Annotated in this window: 14 protein-coding genes and 2 pseudogenes; 6 read left to right on the top strand and 10 right to left on the bottom strand. The window is 66.8% G+C overall.

All coding sequences use genetic code 11. From position 1 onward, the window contains the following. The first annotated feature begins 10 nt into the window (after nucleotides 1-10). The gene (locus tag QGN32_RS16190; RefSeq protein ID WP_326545344.1) at nucleotides 11-1447 is read left to right on the top strand and encodes an aldehyde dehydrogenase family protein; all 1437 of its coding nucleotides are present in this window, start codon (nucleotides 11-13) and stop codon (nucleotides 1445-1447) included. Between the two features lie 240 nt (nucleotides 1448-1687). Beyond that, nucleotides 1688-2467 (top strand): VOC family protein, encoded by a 780-nt coding sequence (locus QGN32_RS16195; protein ID WP_326545345.1) that lies wholly within the window; start codon nucleotides 1688-1690, stop codon nucleotides 2465-2467. A gap of 7 nt (nucleotides 2468-2474) precedes the next feature. Here QGN32_RS16195 and QGN32_RS16200 read toward each other — a convergent pair whose 3' ends face one another. Together QGN32_RS16200 and QGN32_RS16205 are read right to left on the bottom strand one after the other, a co-directional pair. Further along, nucleotides 2475-3053 carry an SDR family oxidoreductase gene (locus tag QGN32_RS16200; RefSeq protein ID WP_326545346.1) on the bottom strand — a complete coding sequence of 193 codons (579 nt, stop codon included), beginning with the start codon at nucleotides 3051-3053 and terminating at the stop codon, nucleotides 2475-2477. A 113-nt stretch (nucleotides 3054-3166) separates the two neighbouring features. Next, nucleotides 3167-3613: a cupin domain-containing protein gene (locus QGN32_RS16205; RefSeq protein WP_326545347.1), complete on the bottom strand. Its 447-nt coding sequence runs from the start codon at nucleotides 3611-3613 to the stop codon at nucleotides 3167-3169. Nucleotides 3614-3692: 79 nt separating this feature from the next. On the opposite strand from QGN32_RS16205, the gene QGN32_RS16210 reads away from it, so the two are divergent. After that, on the top strand, nucleotides 3693-4118 hold the full coding sequence (locus tag QGN32_RS16210; protein WP_326545348.1) for a hypothetical protein: 426 nt from the start codon (nucleotides 3693-3695) through the stop codon (nucleotides 4116-4118). A 181-nt stretch (nucleotides 4119-4299) separates the two neighbouring features. On the opposite strand, the gene QGN32_RS16215 is transcribed toward QGN32_RS16210, so the two are convergent. The 5 genes and pseudogenes from QGN32_RS16215 to QGN32_RS16235 form a co-directional block, all read right to left on the bottom strand. Continuing rightward, nucleotides 4300-7599, bottom strand: coding sequence for a LuxR C-terminal-related transcriptional regulator (locus tag QGN32_RS16215; protein WP_326545349.1), 3300 nt, complete (start codon nucleotides 7597-7599; stop codon nucleotides 4300-4302). A 150-nt stretch (nucleotides 7600-7749) separates the two neighbouring features. After that, entirely contained in the window at nucleotides 7750-8199 is a 450-nt protein-coding gene (locus tag QGN32_RS16220; RefSeq protein WP_326545350.1) for an Hsp20/alpha crystallin family protein, read from the bottom strand. A 107-nt stretch (nucleotides 8200-8306) separates the two neighbouring features. Further along, nucleotides 8307-9170, bottom strand: coding sequence for a winged helix-turn-helix transcriptional regulator (locus QGN32_RS16225; RefSeq protein WP_326549107.1), 864 nt, complete (start codon nucleotides 9168-9170; stop codon nucleotides 8307-8309). 57 nt (nucleotides 9171-9227) lie between these two features. Beyond that, nucleotides 9228-10754: a carotenoid oxygenase family protein gene (locus QGN32_RS16230; protein WP_326545351.1), complete on the bottom strand. Its 1527-nt coding sequence runs from the start codon at nucleotides 10752-10754 to the stop codon at nucleotides 9228-9230. Between the two features lies 1 nt (nucleotide 10755). Then, a pseudogene (locus QGN32_RS16235) lies at nucleotides 10756-10896 on the bottom strand (acetyl-CoA acetyltransferase); the annotation flags it as partial. A 361-nt stretch (nucleotides 10897-11257) separates the two neighbouring features. Here QGN32_RS16235 and QGN32_RS16240 point away from each other — a divergent pair. Continuing rightward, a pseudogene (locus QGN32_RS16240) lies at nucleotides 11258-11948 on the top strand (ANTAR domain-containing protein). A 4-nt stretch (nucleotides 11949-11952) separates the two neighbouring features. Here the strand turns inward: QGN32_RS16240 and QGN32_RS16245 are convergent. Beyond that, nucleotides 11953-12321, bottom strand: a complete 369-nt coding sequence (locus tag QGN32_RS16245) for a SpoIIAA family protein (protein WP_326545352.1) — start codon at nucleotides 12319-12321, stop codon at nucleotides 11953-11955. Nucleotides 12322-12422: 101 nt separating this feature from the next. Here QGN32_RS16245 and QGN32_RS16250 point away from each other — a divergent pair, with 101 nt between their 5' ends. After that, entirely contained in the window at nucleotides 12423-13340 is a 918-nt protein-coding gene (locus tag QGN32_RS16250) for a universal stress protein (protein WP_326545353.1), read from the top strand. Between the two features lie 125 nt (nucleotides 13341-13465). Next, nucleotides 13466-14350, top strand: a complete 885-nt coding sequence (locus QGN32_RS16255; protein ID WP_326549108.1) for a universal stress protein — start codon at nucleotides 13466-13468, stop codon at nucleotides 14348-14350. A 13-nt stretch (nucleotides 14351-14363) separates the two neighbouring features. On the opposite strand, the gene QGN32_RS16260 is transcribed toward QGN32_RS16255, so the two are convergent. Together QGN32_RS16260 and QGN32_RS16265 are read right to left on the bottom strand one after the other, a co-directional pair. After that, nucleotides 14364-15017, bottom strand: coding sequence for a response regulator (locus QGN32_RS16260; RefSeq protein WP_326545354.1), 654 nt, complete (start codon nucleotides 15015-15017; stop codon nucleotides 14364-14366). 10 nt (nucleotides 15018-15027) lie between these two features. Further along, on the bottom strand, nucleotides 15028-16035 hold the full coding sequence (locus tag QGN32_RS16265; protein WP_326545355.1) for an Acg family FMN-binding oxidoreductase: 1008 nt from the start codon (nucleotides 16033-16035) through the stop codon (nucleotides 15028-15030). Between the last annotated feature and the right edge of the window lie 62 nt (nucleotides 16036-16097).

The raw sequence follows: 16097 nt of genomic DNA on the forward strand, positions 1-16097 counted from the left end.
GAGTGGGATCATGCGCGAATATCTGAAGTTCTACATCGACGGCCAATGGGTGGACCCGATCCGGCCCAACACGCTCGATGTCGACAACCCGACCACCGAAGAAGTCTCCGGCAAGATCGCGATCGGGTCCTCGGCCGACGTCGACGTGGCGGTGCAGGCCGCCCGGCGCGCCTTCGGCACGTGGTCGCAGACCAGCCCCCAGGAGCGCCTCGACGTGCTACAGGCGATCATGGCCGAGTACCAGAAGCGGGCGGGCGACCTCGCCGAGGCCGTCACCGAGGAGATGGGCGCCCCGGCATCGCTGGCGGCGGGCCCGCAGGTCAACCTCGGCCTCGGCCATCTGGCCACGGCGATCGACGTGCTGAAGAACTTCGAGTTCGAAGAGCAGCACGGTGCGACGCTGGTGGTCAAGGAGCCGATCGGGGTGTGCGGGTTGATCACGCCGTGGAACTGGCCGATCAACCAGATCGCCTGCAAGGTGTACCCGGCGCTGGCCACGGGCTGCACGATGGTGCTCAAGCCGTCCGAGGTCGCGCCGTACTCGGCTCAGATCTTCACCGAGATCATCGACGCGGCGGGCGTTCCTGCCGGCGTCTACAACATGGTCTACGGCGACGGCCCCGGTGTCGGTGCGGCGTTGTCCAGCCACCCCGACATCGACATGGTGTCGTTCACCGGCTCCACGCGGGCCGGTGTCGACGTGGCCAAGAACGCCGCGCTGACGGTCAAGCGCGTCACCCAGGAACTCGGCGGCAAGAGCCCGAACATCGTGCTCGACGACGACGACTTCGCCAAGAGCGTGGCCGCGGGTGTGTCGGTGATGATGGTCAACAGCGGTCAGAGCTGTAACGCGCCGTCGCGGATGCTGGTGCCGAACACCCGGATGGACGAGGCCATCGCGATCGCCCGCGAGGTCGCGGGCGCGGTCAAGGTCGGCGACCCCAGCGACAAGACCGCGATCGGCCCGGTGGCGTCCAAGGCGCAGTTCGACAAGATCCAGGGCCTGATCCAGCAGGGCATCGACGAGGGTGCGACCGTCGCCATCGGTGGGACCGGTCGACCCGACGGGCTGAGCAAGGGCTACTACGTCAAGCCGACGGTGTTCGCAGGAGTCACCAACGACATGACGATCGCCCGCGAGGAGATCTTCGGCCCGGTGCTGTGCATCCTCGGCTACGACGACCTGGATCAGGCGCTCGAGATCGCCAACGACACGGAATACGGTCTGGCGGGCTATGTTTCGGGTGCCGACCTGGACAAGGCGCGCGCGGTGGCGCGGCGGATCCGCGCCGGGTCGGTGGCGATCAACCACGGCTTCGACATGGCGGCCCCGTTCGGCGGTTACAAGCGCAGCGGCAACGGGCGCGAGTGGGGCCACTTCGCGTTCGACGAATTCCTGGAGGTCAAGGCCGCGCTGGGGTACGCACCGGAGGCCGCCGCAAGGTAGCCCATGGCGATTTCGGTGCGTAACCAGCCGCGCAGCGAACGGTTGCGCACCGAAACCGTAGGCTCGGCGGTATGGCGATCGACTGCCACGGTCGCGAGCGGTCGCTGATCTACAAGGAGAAAGCGCTGCCGGTCCTCGGCGTCACCTCGTGAAAATTCTGCTCGACAGGGACAGCGATGAGTTCCTGACGCGACGGCGGTCTGTATCGGTGACTTCACTCACCGACCGAAGGAGACCGCCGTGCCCGTCCGCAATTCCGCCCCGGTGGGCGCCCCGATCTGGATCGACCTGGCGTCCTCGGACGTCGAACGTTCGCAGGCCTTCTACGGCGAGGTGTTCGGCTGGACGTTCGAGTCGGCGGGCCCCGAGTACGGCGGCTACGTCACCGCTGCCAAGGACAGCAGGCCCGTCGGCGGCCTGGTGTCCAACGACCCGCAGTGGAACACCCCGGACGGCTGGACCACCTACTTCCACACCACCGACGTCAAGGCCACGCTCGACAAGGCGATGGCCGCCGGCGCCATCACGTGCGGGGCGTCGGCCGAACCGATGGAGGTCAAGGACAAGGGCTGGATGGGGCTGTTGTCCGACCCCACTGGCGGGTTCTTCGGGCTGTGGCAGCCGACCGGGCACCGCGGTTTCGAACTCGTCAACGAGCACGGCGCTCCGGTGTACTTCCAGTGGACCGGCCGGGACTACTGCAAGTCGTTGAAGTTCTACCACGACGTGTTCGGCTGGCGGATCGAGTCTGTCTCCGATACCGACGAATTCCGCTACAGCACAGCGGTTTTCGACGGAGACGCGTTGCTCGGGCTGATGGACGGCACCGCCTTCCTGTCCGAGGGGCAGCCGTCGACCTGGAGCTTCTTCCTCGGCGCCTCCGACGTGGACAAGACCGTGCAGTTGGTCCTCGACAACGGCGGCAGCGTGGTTCGCGGCGCCGAGAACACTCCCTATGGGCGGCTGGCCGCGGTCGCCGATTGCACCGGCGCCGCCTTCAATCTGTCCTCGCTGCAGTGAACGAGCGCTAGGCGGTCACAAGATGATCGGCCGCGCCGACGAACATGATGCTCGCCGGGTTCGCGGTGGTGGCCGCATCGACGACGGCGTCGGCGAACGTCATGTGGGTCATGTCGCCGGACACCACGGTGATGTGCACGCCCGCACTTCGAAACTCCGAACGCATTGTGAGCAGGGCGGTTTCGCCGGCACGCATGCTTGCGGCGACGGCCGTATAGCCCTTGGGGACCGCCTTGTCGGGGAAGAAGTGGGCCTGGTGGCTGGTGACGAAGACGATCCGTCCGCCGACCGGCATCAACGGTAGCGCCGCCAGGGCCAGCCGTCGTTGAGCGTCGCGGTTCAGCCGCATCGCGCAGCCGGGGTCGGCGGCCGTGTCGAGCGCATCCGACGAATTGAGAATCAAGGTGTCCAACCGGCCGAACCGCGCCGCGATGGTGTCGATCACCTCCGCGGACTCGACTTCATCGGAGACGTCGCGGGTCGCGAAGACGTGGGTGTCGACGCTGCCGAGCTGCCGCGCTACCCGCGCGCCGAGCCCCCTCGAGCCGCCGGTGACCAAGACGATCCGGGCAGGTTGGTTATCCATGTCGGGCTCCTTCCGTAGCTGCCGCGCACGAATGAACCCACCGTACACCCATTCTTAAGGAAAATAAGGCGAATATAAGGTCACAATGAGGTAGCCGTCGAAGAGTGGGACGCTCAGTCGGTCGGTGCGGCCAGCGCGAAGTCGGCGAAGTCGAAGCCCGGCACTACTACGCAACTGACCAGGCTGGGCTTCTCGTCGCGCGGGCGGGCCCGCTGCCAATGGCCCGGCGGAACCACGAACTGCGGTTGCTCGCCGGTCAGGATGTCGACACCCAGCAGATGCTTTGTCGCAGCGTCCTGTTCGGGGCCCACCTCGAGAAGCAGTGGGCTGCCCGCGTGGAAGAGCCACAGTTCGGCGCTGCGCACGGTGTGCCAGGCCGATTGTTGGCCCGGCATCAGCAGGAAGAGGATTGCCGTCCCGGCGTTGCGCGGACCGGTGTAGTCCGGCGGCAGCGCGGACTGTGGCACCATCAGGTCGCTGCGCCACGTCTCCCGGTACCAGCCGCCCTCGGGGTGAGGAGACAGGTCGAGGCGAAGCGCCCAGTCCGGAAGCTCGGCCATCGGTGTACCTGCCTTTTTCGGTGTCGGACACTCCAGAGTAGAGACCGGGACCGCGCGGTCCACCCGATAGGCTCGTGGCATGTCGCGCCTGCGCCCCGGATGGCTGGTCGCCTTGTGCGGGGCGATCGTCTGGGTGAGCGCATGGCTGCCGTGGCTGACCGCGAACGGCGGCCGCGTCAGCGCGATCGGCGGGATCCGCGGCGACCTACCCGCCCCGGCACCCGGATTCGGGGTGGGGCAGCTGATCGTGCTGTTGGCGTCGTCGCTGGTCGTCGCGGGCGCGATGACGGCGCGCGGGTTCTCGGCTCGGCTGGCATCCACTGCCGCACTGACTATTTCGGTGCTGCTGGTGGTGCTGGTCGTGTGGTACTACCGGCTTTACGTGTACTCGCCGGTGTCCGCGGGTTACGGGCTTTACCTCGGCGGGGCCGTGGCCGCGGTCGCGGTGGTGCTTTCGGTGTGGGCGATGGCGGCCGCGTGGGCGACGACCGCGCAAGTGACGTGAGCCGATTGGTCGAGCCGATCATCCTGACCGGCAAACAGCTGGGTCACGCTGGAACCGATTAGCCGCGAGCATGTTCGGAGATCGTCGACGCCGCCGCCGACGGTGAGCTCGGCCGGCTGTGGTTCGCGGAGCGCCGAACGTGAAGCCACTGCGAAATCTCATGCGAATTTTCACCATGGGTTCACGCTCGACGAGACTGCCACCCGTGACGCGCGGATTCTTGGACGAGTTGGATACGCGAGGTCAATCCGAGCTTGGCGTAGATGTGGGTGAGGTGTGTCTGCACCGTGCGCGGCGAGATGAACATTCGCTCGCCGATGTCCTTGTTGCCCAGCCCGTCGGCGGCGTGACGGACCACGTCCCGTTCGGTCGGTGTCAACGACTCCCAACCGCTGGCGGGCCGCTTGCGCTCGCCGCGACCACGGCGGGCGTACGCAATGGCCTCCTCGGTCGACATCGCCGCACCCTCCGCCCACGCGGTGTCGAAGTCAGCATCGCCCAGGGCTTCTCGGGTGGCAGCGAGAGCGTCGTCGTAACCGATCGCGTACACCGGCCAGCGGACCACACCCATCGCGGCGCGGATCGCCATGGCTGCGCCGAAGAGTCGCGCCGCGTGGCGGTGGTTGCCCTCGTCACACGCAAGACGGGCGAGTACCTCGAGTCCCTCGGGCGCGCGCAGGAACGCGCCCGTCTCGGCGGCGAGCGCCAAGGCGTCGTGGCTGTCGCGTTCGGCCTGCTCGCCTTCGCCCTGTGCCATCGCGACGTGAGCGCGCGCAACGAGAGCGTTGAGTTTGTAGTTGCCGATTGTCAGGGCAACCGTGTCATCAGACCACTGGCGTGCGGCCGCGAGTTCACCACACGCCAACAATGCCAGGGTCATCGGAGTGAGTGCTCTCGTGTACAGCAATCGTTCAGGGACGGTCTGTGCCATTGCCATCGCGCAGGCGGCCTTTGCCTCAGTCGCATCGCCGGCAGCCAACGCGGTGAGCGCCGACGTGATGTGCATCGCGTCCTCGTAGAATCCGCCCATGGCAATCGAGGTTTCGCGTGCGACTTTTCCTTTCGCCTGAGATGAGGACACATTCCCCTGGTAGGCGAACGAGTTGCTCTCACAGGTCAGTGCGAACAACTCCAGCATGCGTTCGCCGGCGGCGTGGGCCGCCTCGCTGACGCCCTGGATCACGGCGTCGCCGGTTAGCCCGTCGCGCCATCCGAGGGCGACGGCGAGCCACACCCGGCAATACCGCGACACGAACCCATCGCCGATTGCATCGGCGACCTCACGGCCCTCTTGGGCCGCCAGTTGGGATGCGAGGGGTTGCCCGGCGATATTCATCGTGACGGCCAGACAGCCCAGGAAGAAGCACACCTTCGACAGATTCCCCGATGCCCGTGCAAGATCGATTGCGTCGCGCCAGTACCGAGTCGCCACATCGGGGCTGTAGTAGGCCGCAGCACCGCAGGCGGCCAGGCATGACGCGATCAACGACGAGTCACCCAGTTCCCGCGCCGCTGACAGCGCCTCCTTCGCCCGCTCCAGGTTCGCCGGGGCGGAGATCCATGCCGCCAAGATGCACTTGTCGGCAACCGCCTGAATCCATACGGCCGCAGCGACGTCGTCGTCCCGATAGCGCTCGTCGTTGAAGGCAAGATCGAACGCGGCGATACCTTCGCCCATTCGTCCGCGTCTCTCCCATAGCCGTTGCATCGCCGACACGAGTTGCAGGGCCGGCTCGAACTCTGCGGAGTCGATACTCCACGCATGTGCCGCACGCAGGTTTCCGGTTTCCCGCTCGGCCCATTCGATGAGTCGCTCGTCGCTTTCCAGTTCGATCGCCGTTCCGATGTAGTGGTCACGATGCCGATTACGCACCGCATCGGCTTCGCCGGTCTCGGCGAGCTTCTCGAGTGCGTACTGGCGGACCGTCTCCAGCAGCCGATAGCGCATGGCGCCCGACTCTTCGTCGGCGATGACGAGCGACTTGTCGACGAGAAGACTGAGCTGGTCGAGGATCTGGAACTGCTCGACCTCACTGGTGGCCGCGACAGCGCGCGCGGCGTCGAGGTCGAATCCGTCCATGAACACGCCCAGTCGGCGAAACAGGATCTGCTCCGCGTCGGTCAACAGCGCGTGCGACCAGTCCACCGAGGCCCGCAGTGTCTGCTGGCGTCGCATGGTGTTTCGAGCCCCGCCGGTGAGCAATCGGAACCTGTCGTGGAGACTGTCGGCGATCTGGCGCAGCGACAACGCCCGAATTCGCGCCGCCGCCAGCTCGATCGCCAGAGGCATGCCGTCGAGTCGCCGGCAGATCTCCGCGACGAGGTCGATGTCGTCGCCGGCGGCGTGGAAGGTGGGCCGCGCTCGTTGGGCCCGTTCGGTGAACAGCGCGACGGCCTCGTCATGCAGCGACAGCGAGGGCACGCGCCAGGTCACTTCACCCGACACCGCAATCGGTTCGCGGCTGGTAGTGAGGATCGTCAACTGTCCGCAGGCATTGAGCAACCGCGTGATCATGTCGCCGCACGCGTCCAAGAGATGTTCGCAGTTGTCCAGCAGCAGAAGGGTTTCCCGGTCGCCGACGAACCGCTGCACGGTCTCCAGCGGGGACCGTCCCGGTTGGTCGGGCAGGCCGAGCGTGCGGGCCACCGTTATCGATACGACGCTCGGATCGGCGATCGCGGCCAGGTCGACCCACCAGACGCCGTCCGTGAACGCCTCGGACAGCGCGGCGGCGGCTTCCACGGCGAGGCGGGTCTTGCCGGCTCCGCCGGCCCCCGTCAGGGTGACGAGGCGGTTCTCCAGTAACAGTCGAGATACCTCATCGAGCTGCTTCTCGCGCCCGATGAAACTGGTCAATTGCGCCGGAAGATTGTGGGAACGCGGACTCTTGGCGGTGCGCAGCGGCGGGAACTCGTTACGGATCTCCGGATGGCAGAGTTGCACCACGCGTTCGGGGCGCGGAAGATCGCGGACGGAATGCGAGCCGAGCTCGGCCAGCCACGCGTCGGCCGGCAGCCGTTCACACACCAAATCCGTTGTGGTGCCGGATAACACGGTCTGTCCGCCGTGCGCCAGGTCTCGTATGCGCGCGGTACGGTTGATGGTCGGGCCGATGTAGTTCGCTTCGTCGCGCAGTTGGACTTCGCCGGTGTGCAGGCCGATTCGCAATCGGATCGGCGCCAGCGCGGCCCGTTGGAGAGCAAGGGCGCATGCCACCGCGTCGCTCGCACGGCCGAACGCGATGACGAAGCTGTCACCCTCACCCTGTTCGATGGGGCGCACGCCGCCGTGGGCGTCGACCGCCTTGGCCAACGCGCGATCGAGATTCGCGAACGCCGCCGTCATCTCGTCGGGCTGGGTCTCCCAAAGCCGCGTCGAACCCTCGACGTCCGCCAGTAGCAGCGTCACCGTTCCGGTCGGTACCAACTCGCTCACGCCCAAGTCGCTCCAGTTCACCGGCGCCGCGTCGATTCCAGTCATGCTAGCCAGCGTGCGGCCGTCGGCGCGGGTAAACATCCGCTCCGACGCGTATATCCGGGGTTACCGGGCGCGTAGGCGCGCCGAAACTGCGGACAGATCGCAAAATCGGATCGGGTCTCGATCTGGCCGCAGTCTCGACGAGGTGCAGCGCTACTCGGCGTCGACGGTGGTGGGCTCGATCGTCTTCTGGCCCCCACCATGGGCGACATCGATCTTGCGCGGCTTGGCGCGTTCGGCCACCGGGATGGTCACGGTCAGCACGCCGTTCTCGTACGCAGCCGAAATACCCGATGCGTCAACGCCTTCGCCGAGGGACAGCTGCCTGCGGTACGTGCCGAAGAATCTCTCGTTGGCCAGCCACTGCACGCCGTCGTCGGATCGCGGCGTGCGGTGCGCGGAGATGGTCAGCGTGCCGCTGTCGACGTTGACATCCACCGAACCGGGGTCGACGCCCGGCAGATCGGCGGTCAGCAGGTAGTGGTCGTCGACCTTGCACAGGTCCATGGGCATGAAACGGGGGGAACGATCCGATCCGGTCTGAGTAGTCAGCAGGCCCCGGGTCAGAGCGTCTAGTTCACCGAACGGATCAAAGCGGAGCACAGCAATCCACCTCCTGCGTCATACGGAGCCCGCCACCCTGGCGGGCAGCCAAATCACTGCGTACCTGCGAGGTTAGCACTCGTTACCCGAGAGTGCTAGCCAATCTTCTAGGAATTTCCGACCGCGGAGACCTGCGCTCCGCTCAGCGGCCGACCGCATTGGTCACACGCCAGAACCGCGGTGAAGCGGTGACCGCAGACGGTGTGGGTCAGCAGCACTGCGGGCCCTTCGGGAGAGGCGAACCAGCGCTGCGCCCACTGCAGCGCGGTGATCAGAACCGGGAACAGCGCACGGCCCTTCTCGGTCAGTTCGTATCGGTTGCCGGCGTCGGCGAGCACTCCGTTGGCGGTGAAGATCGACAGCCGATCGGCGATCGATCCGGGCGGTGCGCCGAGTTGGGCCTGGAAGTCGGTGAACCGTCGCACCCCGACGAACGCCGCGACCAGCAGCGCGAAACCCCAGCGGTTACCCATGACGCTCATCGTCTGGGGGAACATGCCCGCCGCGGCTTGCTGATCGGCCTCCGAGCGGCGGCGCGTCGCGGCCGAGGGCATCGACCGTTGCCACGACCCGCTCGGACCCCACTGCGGGACAACGTCTTTCTCGCTGACGACCGCCCCGCACGAACGGCACGCGACGACGGGGATGAACTCGGCACCGCACGCGGTATGGCGCATGGTGGGCAGCGGCTCCGCGTGGTCGGGAACCCAGTGCCGCTCCCACTCCCATATCGACAGCAGCACCGGCCACAGCGACCGGCCGCGCGGCGTAGCCAGATATTCGAAACGCGCTGGGCGCTCCTGGTATTGGCGTCGTTCCAGCAGTCCCGCATCCGTCAGCGTCCGCAGCCGCGCCGTCAGTACCGAGTTGGAAATCGGCAGCCGGGACTTGAACTCGCCGAACCGCGTGGCCCCCAGTAGCGACTGCTGCATGACGAGCAGCGTCCATTCGTCGCCGAGCAACCCGAGCATGCGGGCGACGGCGTTCGGCACGGCGTTCGGTTCGGTCAAGGCTTCGGGCAAGGCCGCCTACAGGCCGACGGCCTCGGCCGCCGAATCGACTTCCCGCCACCGGCGCAACTCCGATCCGGGAGCCCAAGTCGAATGTGTGCCGCTGGAGATCCGTTCCGGCAGCGCCAGTTTGCATACGGGACCCTCGGCGACCCTGGCGGCGTCGAACACCAGGCAGTAGGAGGCGTCGGCGTTCATGTCGGTGGTGAGCGTGACCAGATAGCCGTCGTCCTCGGCGGCACTGCCGATGCGCGGGGCCATCGCCGTCTCGCTGCCGTACACCCCGTCGGCGAAGGCGAACCGCTGTTCGGCCCCGGTGTGCAGGTCGTGTTTGACCAGCCCGTCGAACAGGAACCACCCCGGCTTGCCGGTGGCGGCATACGTGTAGCGGTAGGGGATTCCGGCGTATCCGGCGTTGATCATGCCGAACTCGGTGACGGAGTCGGACAGCTGCTGCTCGGTGGTCTGACCGGTGACGAGGTTGAACCGCCAGCGGCGCAGCCGGGTCTGCAGGCGGTCCAGCGCCAGGAACCGGAAGGCGCGCTGCCACTTGGAGCCGGCACCCGAGTCCACCGGTGACGGGTCGCCCTCGAAGAAGCCGTCGAGGACGATCTCGTCGCCGTCCTCGTAGGCGTTGGTGAAGTGCAGGACGAACGTCGGCTCCGCCTCGAACCATCGGATGTCGGACGCCCCACCGCGGCGGGGGATCACCGCGAACCGCGACGGCACGTCCGGGTGGAATCCCGGGATGTGGATGTCGGCTTCGAGCAGCTTGGCATCCCAGAACATCGGAAAGTCGTTGAGAATCGCGTAGTTCTCGGTGAACGCCATGTCGTGCGGCAGCCGCGGCCCGGTCAGCGGCACGTCGGTCAGATGGACGAGGTTGTCGGCGTCGTCGACGACGCCGTAGCGCAGGTACGGGTACTGCTTGCTGTAACTGAAGAACAGTAGTTCGCCGGTGCGGTCGTCGACCTTGGGATGCGCCGACACCCCCCAGGCCGCCGGGAACCGGCCGTGCCAGTCTGCCTTGCCCACGGTGTCACCGGAGAACGGGTCGACGCGGTACAGATCGCCGCACTGGTAGTGGCTGGTCAACGCGAGGCCGCGATGCACGATGACGTCGGTGCTGGAGGCGTCCTTCATCAATGTTCGCGCGCCCCAGCCGTAGTCGCGCTTGGCGAGCTGGATCGGCTCGGCGAGGCCCGGCCACAGCGGGCCGCCCGCGTCATTTTCGGCGAGTAGTCCGTCGGTGCGGACGAAGCGGTTGCGGTAGAAGGCTTTTCCGTCGCGGAACCCGACGAGGTGCACCATGCCGTCACCGTCGAACGGGTGGTAGAACTTCAGCGCCGGATGCAGCGGGTTCTCGGTGTTTCGCAGATAGACGCCGTCGAGGTCGGACGGGATCTCACCTTCCATCGGCCGGAGGTCGTCGGCGTCCCATTCCGTGTTCTGGGGACGCCATGGTCCGGTGCGGTAGGGGTGGTCGTCGTCGTCGGGCAACGTCGAGAGGAACTTGCCGACGATCTCCACATTTGCGCTGCCCATGTCATGCCTTCCCGACGATGAAGCTGACGGTGGTGGCGGTGCTGCCGCCGAGGTTCAAAGTGCCAAATATCGTTGCGCCCTCGACCTGATAGTCGCCTGCGGTTTCGCTGATCTGCTTGGCCGCGTCGAGCAGCATCCGCACGACGTGCACCACGTCCACATCGCGGGCGTCCACCTTCGCCGCCGCCAGCGTGGACTCGACGACCTCCATGGTTCAGCTGTGCGAAGTCGAAACCCTCACGGGTCAGGTTCCGGGCGGAATCGCTCTGATAGTCGGCGAGGAGCCAGACACTGGATGCGCCCACACCCGCAAGATTACTACAATTAACAGAGCGACTAGGGGAGTTCACCTAAGGGGCGGCCCCGCCGGCTGCTGTCTGAACCGACGAGACCTCAGCGCGCGTGACGGTCGACCGCCACCCGAGCTTGCCCACGACATGCCCATTGACCCGACCGCCAAAACAAATCGTGTGGATCGGCGCCTCAACGGGAAGACGTTTTCCATGGCGCAGCCGCGAACGCACGAGCTGGCTGAGCGGATGGCCGAGTTGGCGCGGGCCGCCGCCCCGCCGCGCGCGGTCGACGACGTGCTGAACGACGTCACGGTGACGGCCAAGGAGCTGATCCCGGGCGCGGACACCGTCGGGGTGCTGCTGGTCGGCGGCGGCGGCAAGTTCGAGTCGCTCGCGGGTACCTCGGAGCTGCCCCACACCCTCGACGAGATCCAGATGCAGTTCGGTGAGGGGCCGTGCGTGGAGGCGGCGCTCGACGAGCTGATTCTGCGCACCGACGACTTCCGCGCCGAGGACCGCTGGCCCCTGTACTCGGCCGCCGCGGTCGACCGCGGTGTACTGAGCGGCCTATCGATCAAGCTCTACACCGCCGACCGCACCGCGGGCGCGCTCAACATGTTCGGCTTCAAAGCGCGCGCCTTCGACGCCGACGACGAAATGATCGGCACGATTCTTGCCGCACACGCCGCGGCCGCGATACTGGCCAGCCGGGACGGTGAACAGCTGAAGTCGGCGATGGCCACTCGCGATCGCATCGGGACAGGCGAAGGGCATCATCATGGAGCGCTACGGGGTGGACGAGGTACGGGCGTTCGAGATGCTCAGACAACTCTCGCAGGACAGCAACATCAAACTGACGCAGGTAGCCCAGCGTGTGATCGATACGCGCAAAGACGCCTGACGTTTCAGCCGGCCGCCCACTCCTTGGCTCGCTCGAGTTCGTCAAGGCCGAACAGCGCGATCTCGCCGGGAACCAGCCAGGCCAGCGCGTGCAGCGTGTGGGCGATCCAGTCCTTGTCTGTCACCACTGCGACGCGTTTGAAGGCCGAGTGATGCTTTGCCCAGGCGCCCAAGCCCATTTTCAGGTCCTCGACCAGTCCGCCCGGACCGAAACCTTCGTACGTGGGCTCGATGACCTCGACGATCCGCACTTCGTCGTTTTCCAGCAGCTTTTCCATCGTCGGCTTGAAATTGCGCAGATCGTCGCCGGTCGGCCGGCCGGACACGCGGAAGCCGGTCACACCTTCTGGCATATCCGTCAGCACTTCGATCATCGGACTATCTCCTTCCGCCGGTGCGGTTCGTCCGCATCACCCAACGGTAGGAGCCGGCGCCGATAGTCGACAACTGATGACTTTCGGCCCTTCGAACCGGCATGTCGGACAACAAGCCTGAGCATGTGACGGCAAGAACTTCGGATTCGAGACCGCACGGCGTCGTGGTCGCTGTGGATGGCTCCCCCGCTTCCCGGGTGGCAACCGACTGGGCGGCGCGTGACGCTGCGTTGCGTGGTGTGCGGCTGACGGTTGTCCACGTGCTGTCGGCGGACGAGGTCGGGCCCTGGGTGGACCTGCCGATCTCCGATGAGTTCGCCGCCGAGCGCGAGCGCCGCGCGCGCGACGTGATCGATGACGCGCTGAAGGTGATCAGCGATGCCATCGGCGCCACGCCCGACATCGAGGTCGCCCATCACGTCGTCGCCGGTGCCAAGGTGCCCGAGCTCGTCGATCTGTCCAGAGCTGCCGAACTGATCGTCGTCGGCTGCCGCGGGCTGGGAGGCGTGAAAGGTCTGCTACTCGGGTCCGTCAGCTCTGGGCTTGTGCATCATGCGCACTGCCCGGTGGCGGTCATCCACGACGAGGACCCACTGATGGATCATCCCGCGACGGCCCCGGTGGCGGTCGGCATCGACGGCTCGCCGGTCTCTGAGCTCGCCACGGCGATCGCGTTCCAAGAGGCGGACCGCCGCGGCGTGGGGCTGGTCGCGATCCACACCTGGACGGGCAATGCCGATCTGGGGCTTGGCGTGCGGGAGGACGGTGCGTCGGCGCAGGCCGAGCAGGAACTCGCCCAACGCCTCGCCGGCTGGAGTGAACGCTTTCCCGATGTCGCCGTCGAGCGCGTCGTCGGCCCCGACAACCCGGCTCGCCGGCTGCTCGAGGAATCCGAGCGCGCCCAGCTGCTCGTGGTGGGCAGCCGCGGTCTCGGTGGATTCACCGGGCTCCTACTGGGCTCGGTCAGTTCGGCGGTCGCGCATGCGGCGCGCATGCCGGTCATCGTCGCCCGGCAGTAGCCATGCCCGGCCTGGGGCGATCGGCCCGAAAGGATAGGACTTTCGGCTCTGCGCTCACCCCGGCGCCGTCAGCCATGATCAGATTGTCGGGATAGGCGACCGGATGGGCGAGGACGGGAGTGACGATGCGATCAGGTGCGATTGTCGTCGGCGTGGACGGCAGCGATGGTGCGCTCAGCGCGGCGCGCTGGGCCGCCGCCGTCGCCGCGCGCTTCGAAACCTCGCTGCACATCGTGCACGCGCTGCCGACCATCGGGCACAACGTGACGGACACCGTTGCGGCGATGCGCGCGGCCGTCATGTCGTATCAGCGCGATAGTGCCGAGACGATACTGAGCGGCGCCGAGCAAGCCGTGCGCTCGCAGCACCCGGAACTCGAAGTGACAACGCTGTCCACGGATAGCCCGGTCGCCGACGTGCTGGTGCAACTGTCGAAGACCGCACGCATGGTCGTCGTGGGCAACCAGGAAGTCAGCGCTGCCGGTGCGCTGTTACTGGGCTCCACGACGCTGGCCGTCACCACCCGTGCCACGTGCCCCGTCGTGGCATGGCGAGGGCCGAATGTCGTGCCGACGGACCAGCCGGTCGTCGTCGGGGTGGACGGAACGCCGTCTTCTATCGCCGCCTTGGAGACCGCATTCGAGTTCGCGGAACGGTTCAACTCGAAGTTGCAGGCCGTCCGCTCGTGGTCGGTTCCGCTGCCCGCCGTCGCCGCCAGGATGCCCTTCTTGGTCGACTGGGATGCGCTCGAGACCGCGGAGTGGGCGCAGGTGACCGACGATGTCGACCGGTACAACCAGCGCTTTCCCCGCGTTTCCGCATCGTGCTACGTCGAGCGGTCCAAACCCGCTGTCGCACTGATGGATCGAAGCAAAGCCGACGGTGCGCAGCTGCTCGTGGTCGGAAGCTACGGGAAGAACGTCCTCGCCAGCGCGATCCTCGGGTCGACCGCGCTGAACCTGCTGCAGCACGCGACGATTCCGGTGATGGTCTGCCGCCCGCACCAGTGACGCGCGGCGGCCGCTACTGCTCGAAGGCCCTGTGGGCGGGACGGCCCAGCTTCGACGCGAACACCGCAGCCTGGGTGCGCCGCTCCATGCCGAGCTTCGTCAGCAGCCGGGACACGTAATTCTTTACGGTCCGCTCCGAGAGGAACATCCGCTCGCCGATCTGTTTGTTGGTCAACCCCTCGCCGAGTAGGTTGAGCAGGACGCGTTCCTGCTCGCTGAGCGCCGCCAACGGGTCCGGTTTCTCCGCGGCACCGCGCAGCTTGGCCATCAGCGCCGCGGCGGCCCGGTTGTCGAGCAACGACCGGCCCGTACCGACGTCCTTGACCGCCTGGGCGAGCTCCATACCCTTGATGTCTTTGACGACATATCCGCTGGCGCCGGCCAGTATCGCGTCCAGCATCGCCTCATCGGAGGTGAACGAGGTGAGCATCAGGCAACGCAGCTCAGGCATGCGGCACAACAGCTTTCGGCACAACTCGATGCCGTTACCGTCGGGCAGGCTCACGTCGAGGACCGCGACATCGGGTTGCAGCGCCGGTATCCGCGCCAGTGCCTCTGCCACCGAACCGGCCTCGCCGATGACTTCGAGTTCCTCGTCGGCATCGAGTAGGCCGGTCAACCCACGGCGAACGAGCTCATGGTCGTCAACCAAGAAGACCTTGAACATCTAAGACCTCCTAGCCGCGTTGCTCCCCTGTCGGATTTCGGCTGACCTGGAAAACCTCGTCGATCGGCCGCCGCGGCGTCAGGGGCCCGAGGTCTTCGGTGCTCGGCACTTCTCCGACCCGGACGATCGCCTGCGGCGTGACGTCCGGTCCGATGAGCGCGGACAGGAGTTGGCGACTTTCGGCCAGCTCGGTGATGTGGGTGAGCGTGCACGTGGCCAGCCCCGCCATGGTGGCGTCGAGCAGAACCGCCGAGAGCGTCTCGCCGCAGCGCAGCATGCTGTCCTGGGTGTCGTCGTAGGTCGACAACACGACGATCTTGGATTGATCCTCGCCGATCTCCTCGCGCCGTTCGGGGTTGCTGGTCGCCGGGAACCGGCGCCCGATGCCGACGCGGTCGCCTTCGGCCGCGGTCACCAGCGCACTGCGCGGAATACCGGTAGCTGCCGGTGAATCCGTTGCCTGCTGCCAGATCTCGGCGTGGTACTGGGAGTCGTAGAGGCGAAGTGACTCCGCGAGCCGTGACGCCTGGGCCAACGCCGGCCGTAGCTTGTCGGGAACGACATCGAGACGAACGGCGTCGTCCGTGCTCGAGCCGCGCATGGCGCCCTCGACGGATTCCCAGTCGGACGGCGCCGCGAAGGGCAGCCGGTCGGTGCGCCGCACCGAGATCGCATCGGCGCGACGCCGATGCCCCTCGGTGACGAACTCGGTGGGACTGAAATCGATCGACGCGAGATGATGACGGTTGTTGGGGTTCGGAAACCGGTCGATGTTGGCCGTCCACCCGAGCGCCGCCATCGCCACCCGGAAGTGGTCCAGAACCGCACCGCACCCGATCAGCGTTTCCTTGCCCGTTCGGTCGGTGTGCGCCGGCGCCCTGGCCGGATCGACGAAAAGCTGGACCACCGGCCCGTCGACCACCCACCGCCACGGCTGGCTGTTGTGCAGTGACGGGGCGCGGCAGGCGAGTTGGACCGCGCGCTTGACGACTTCGGTATCCACGATGGGGTAGGGCATCTCAGACCTCCGCTTCATCCATCACTCTGCGCCGGCGCGTCGGCTCGAAACAGGGGTCGATG

It is taken from the genome of Mycolicibacterium sp. ND9-15, assembly GCF_035918395.1.
Taxonomy (GTDB): Bacteria; Actinomycetota; Actinomycetes; order Mycobacteriales; family Mycobacteriaceae; genus Mycobacterium.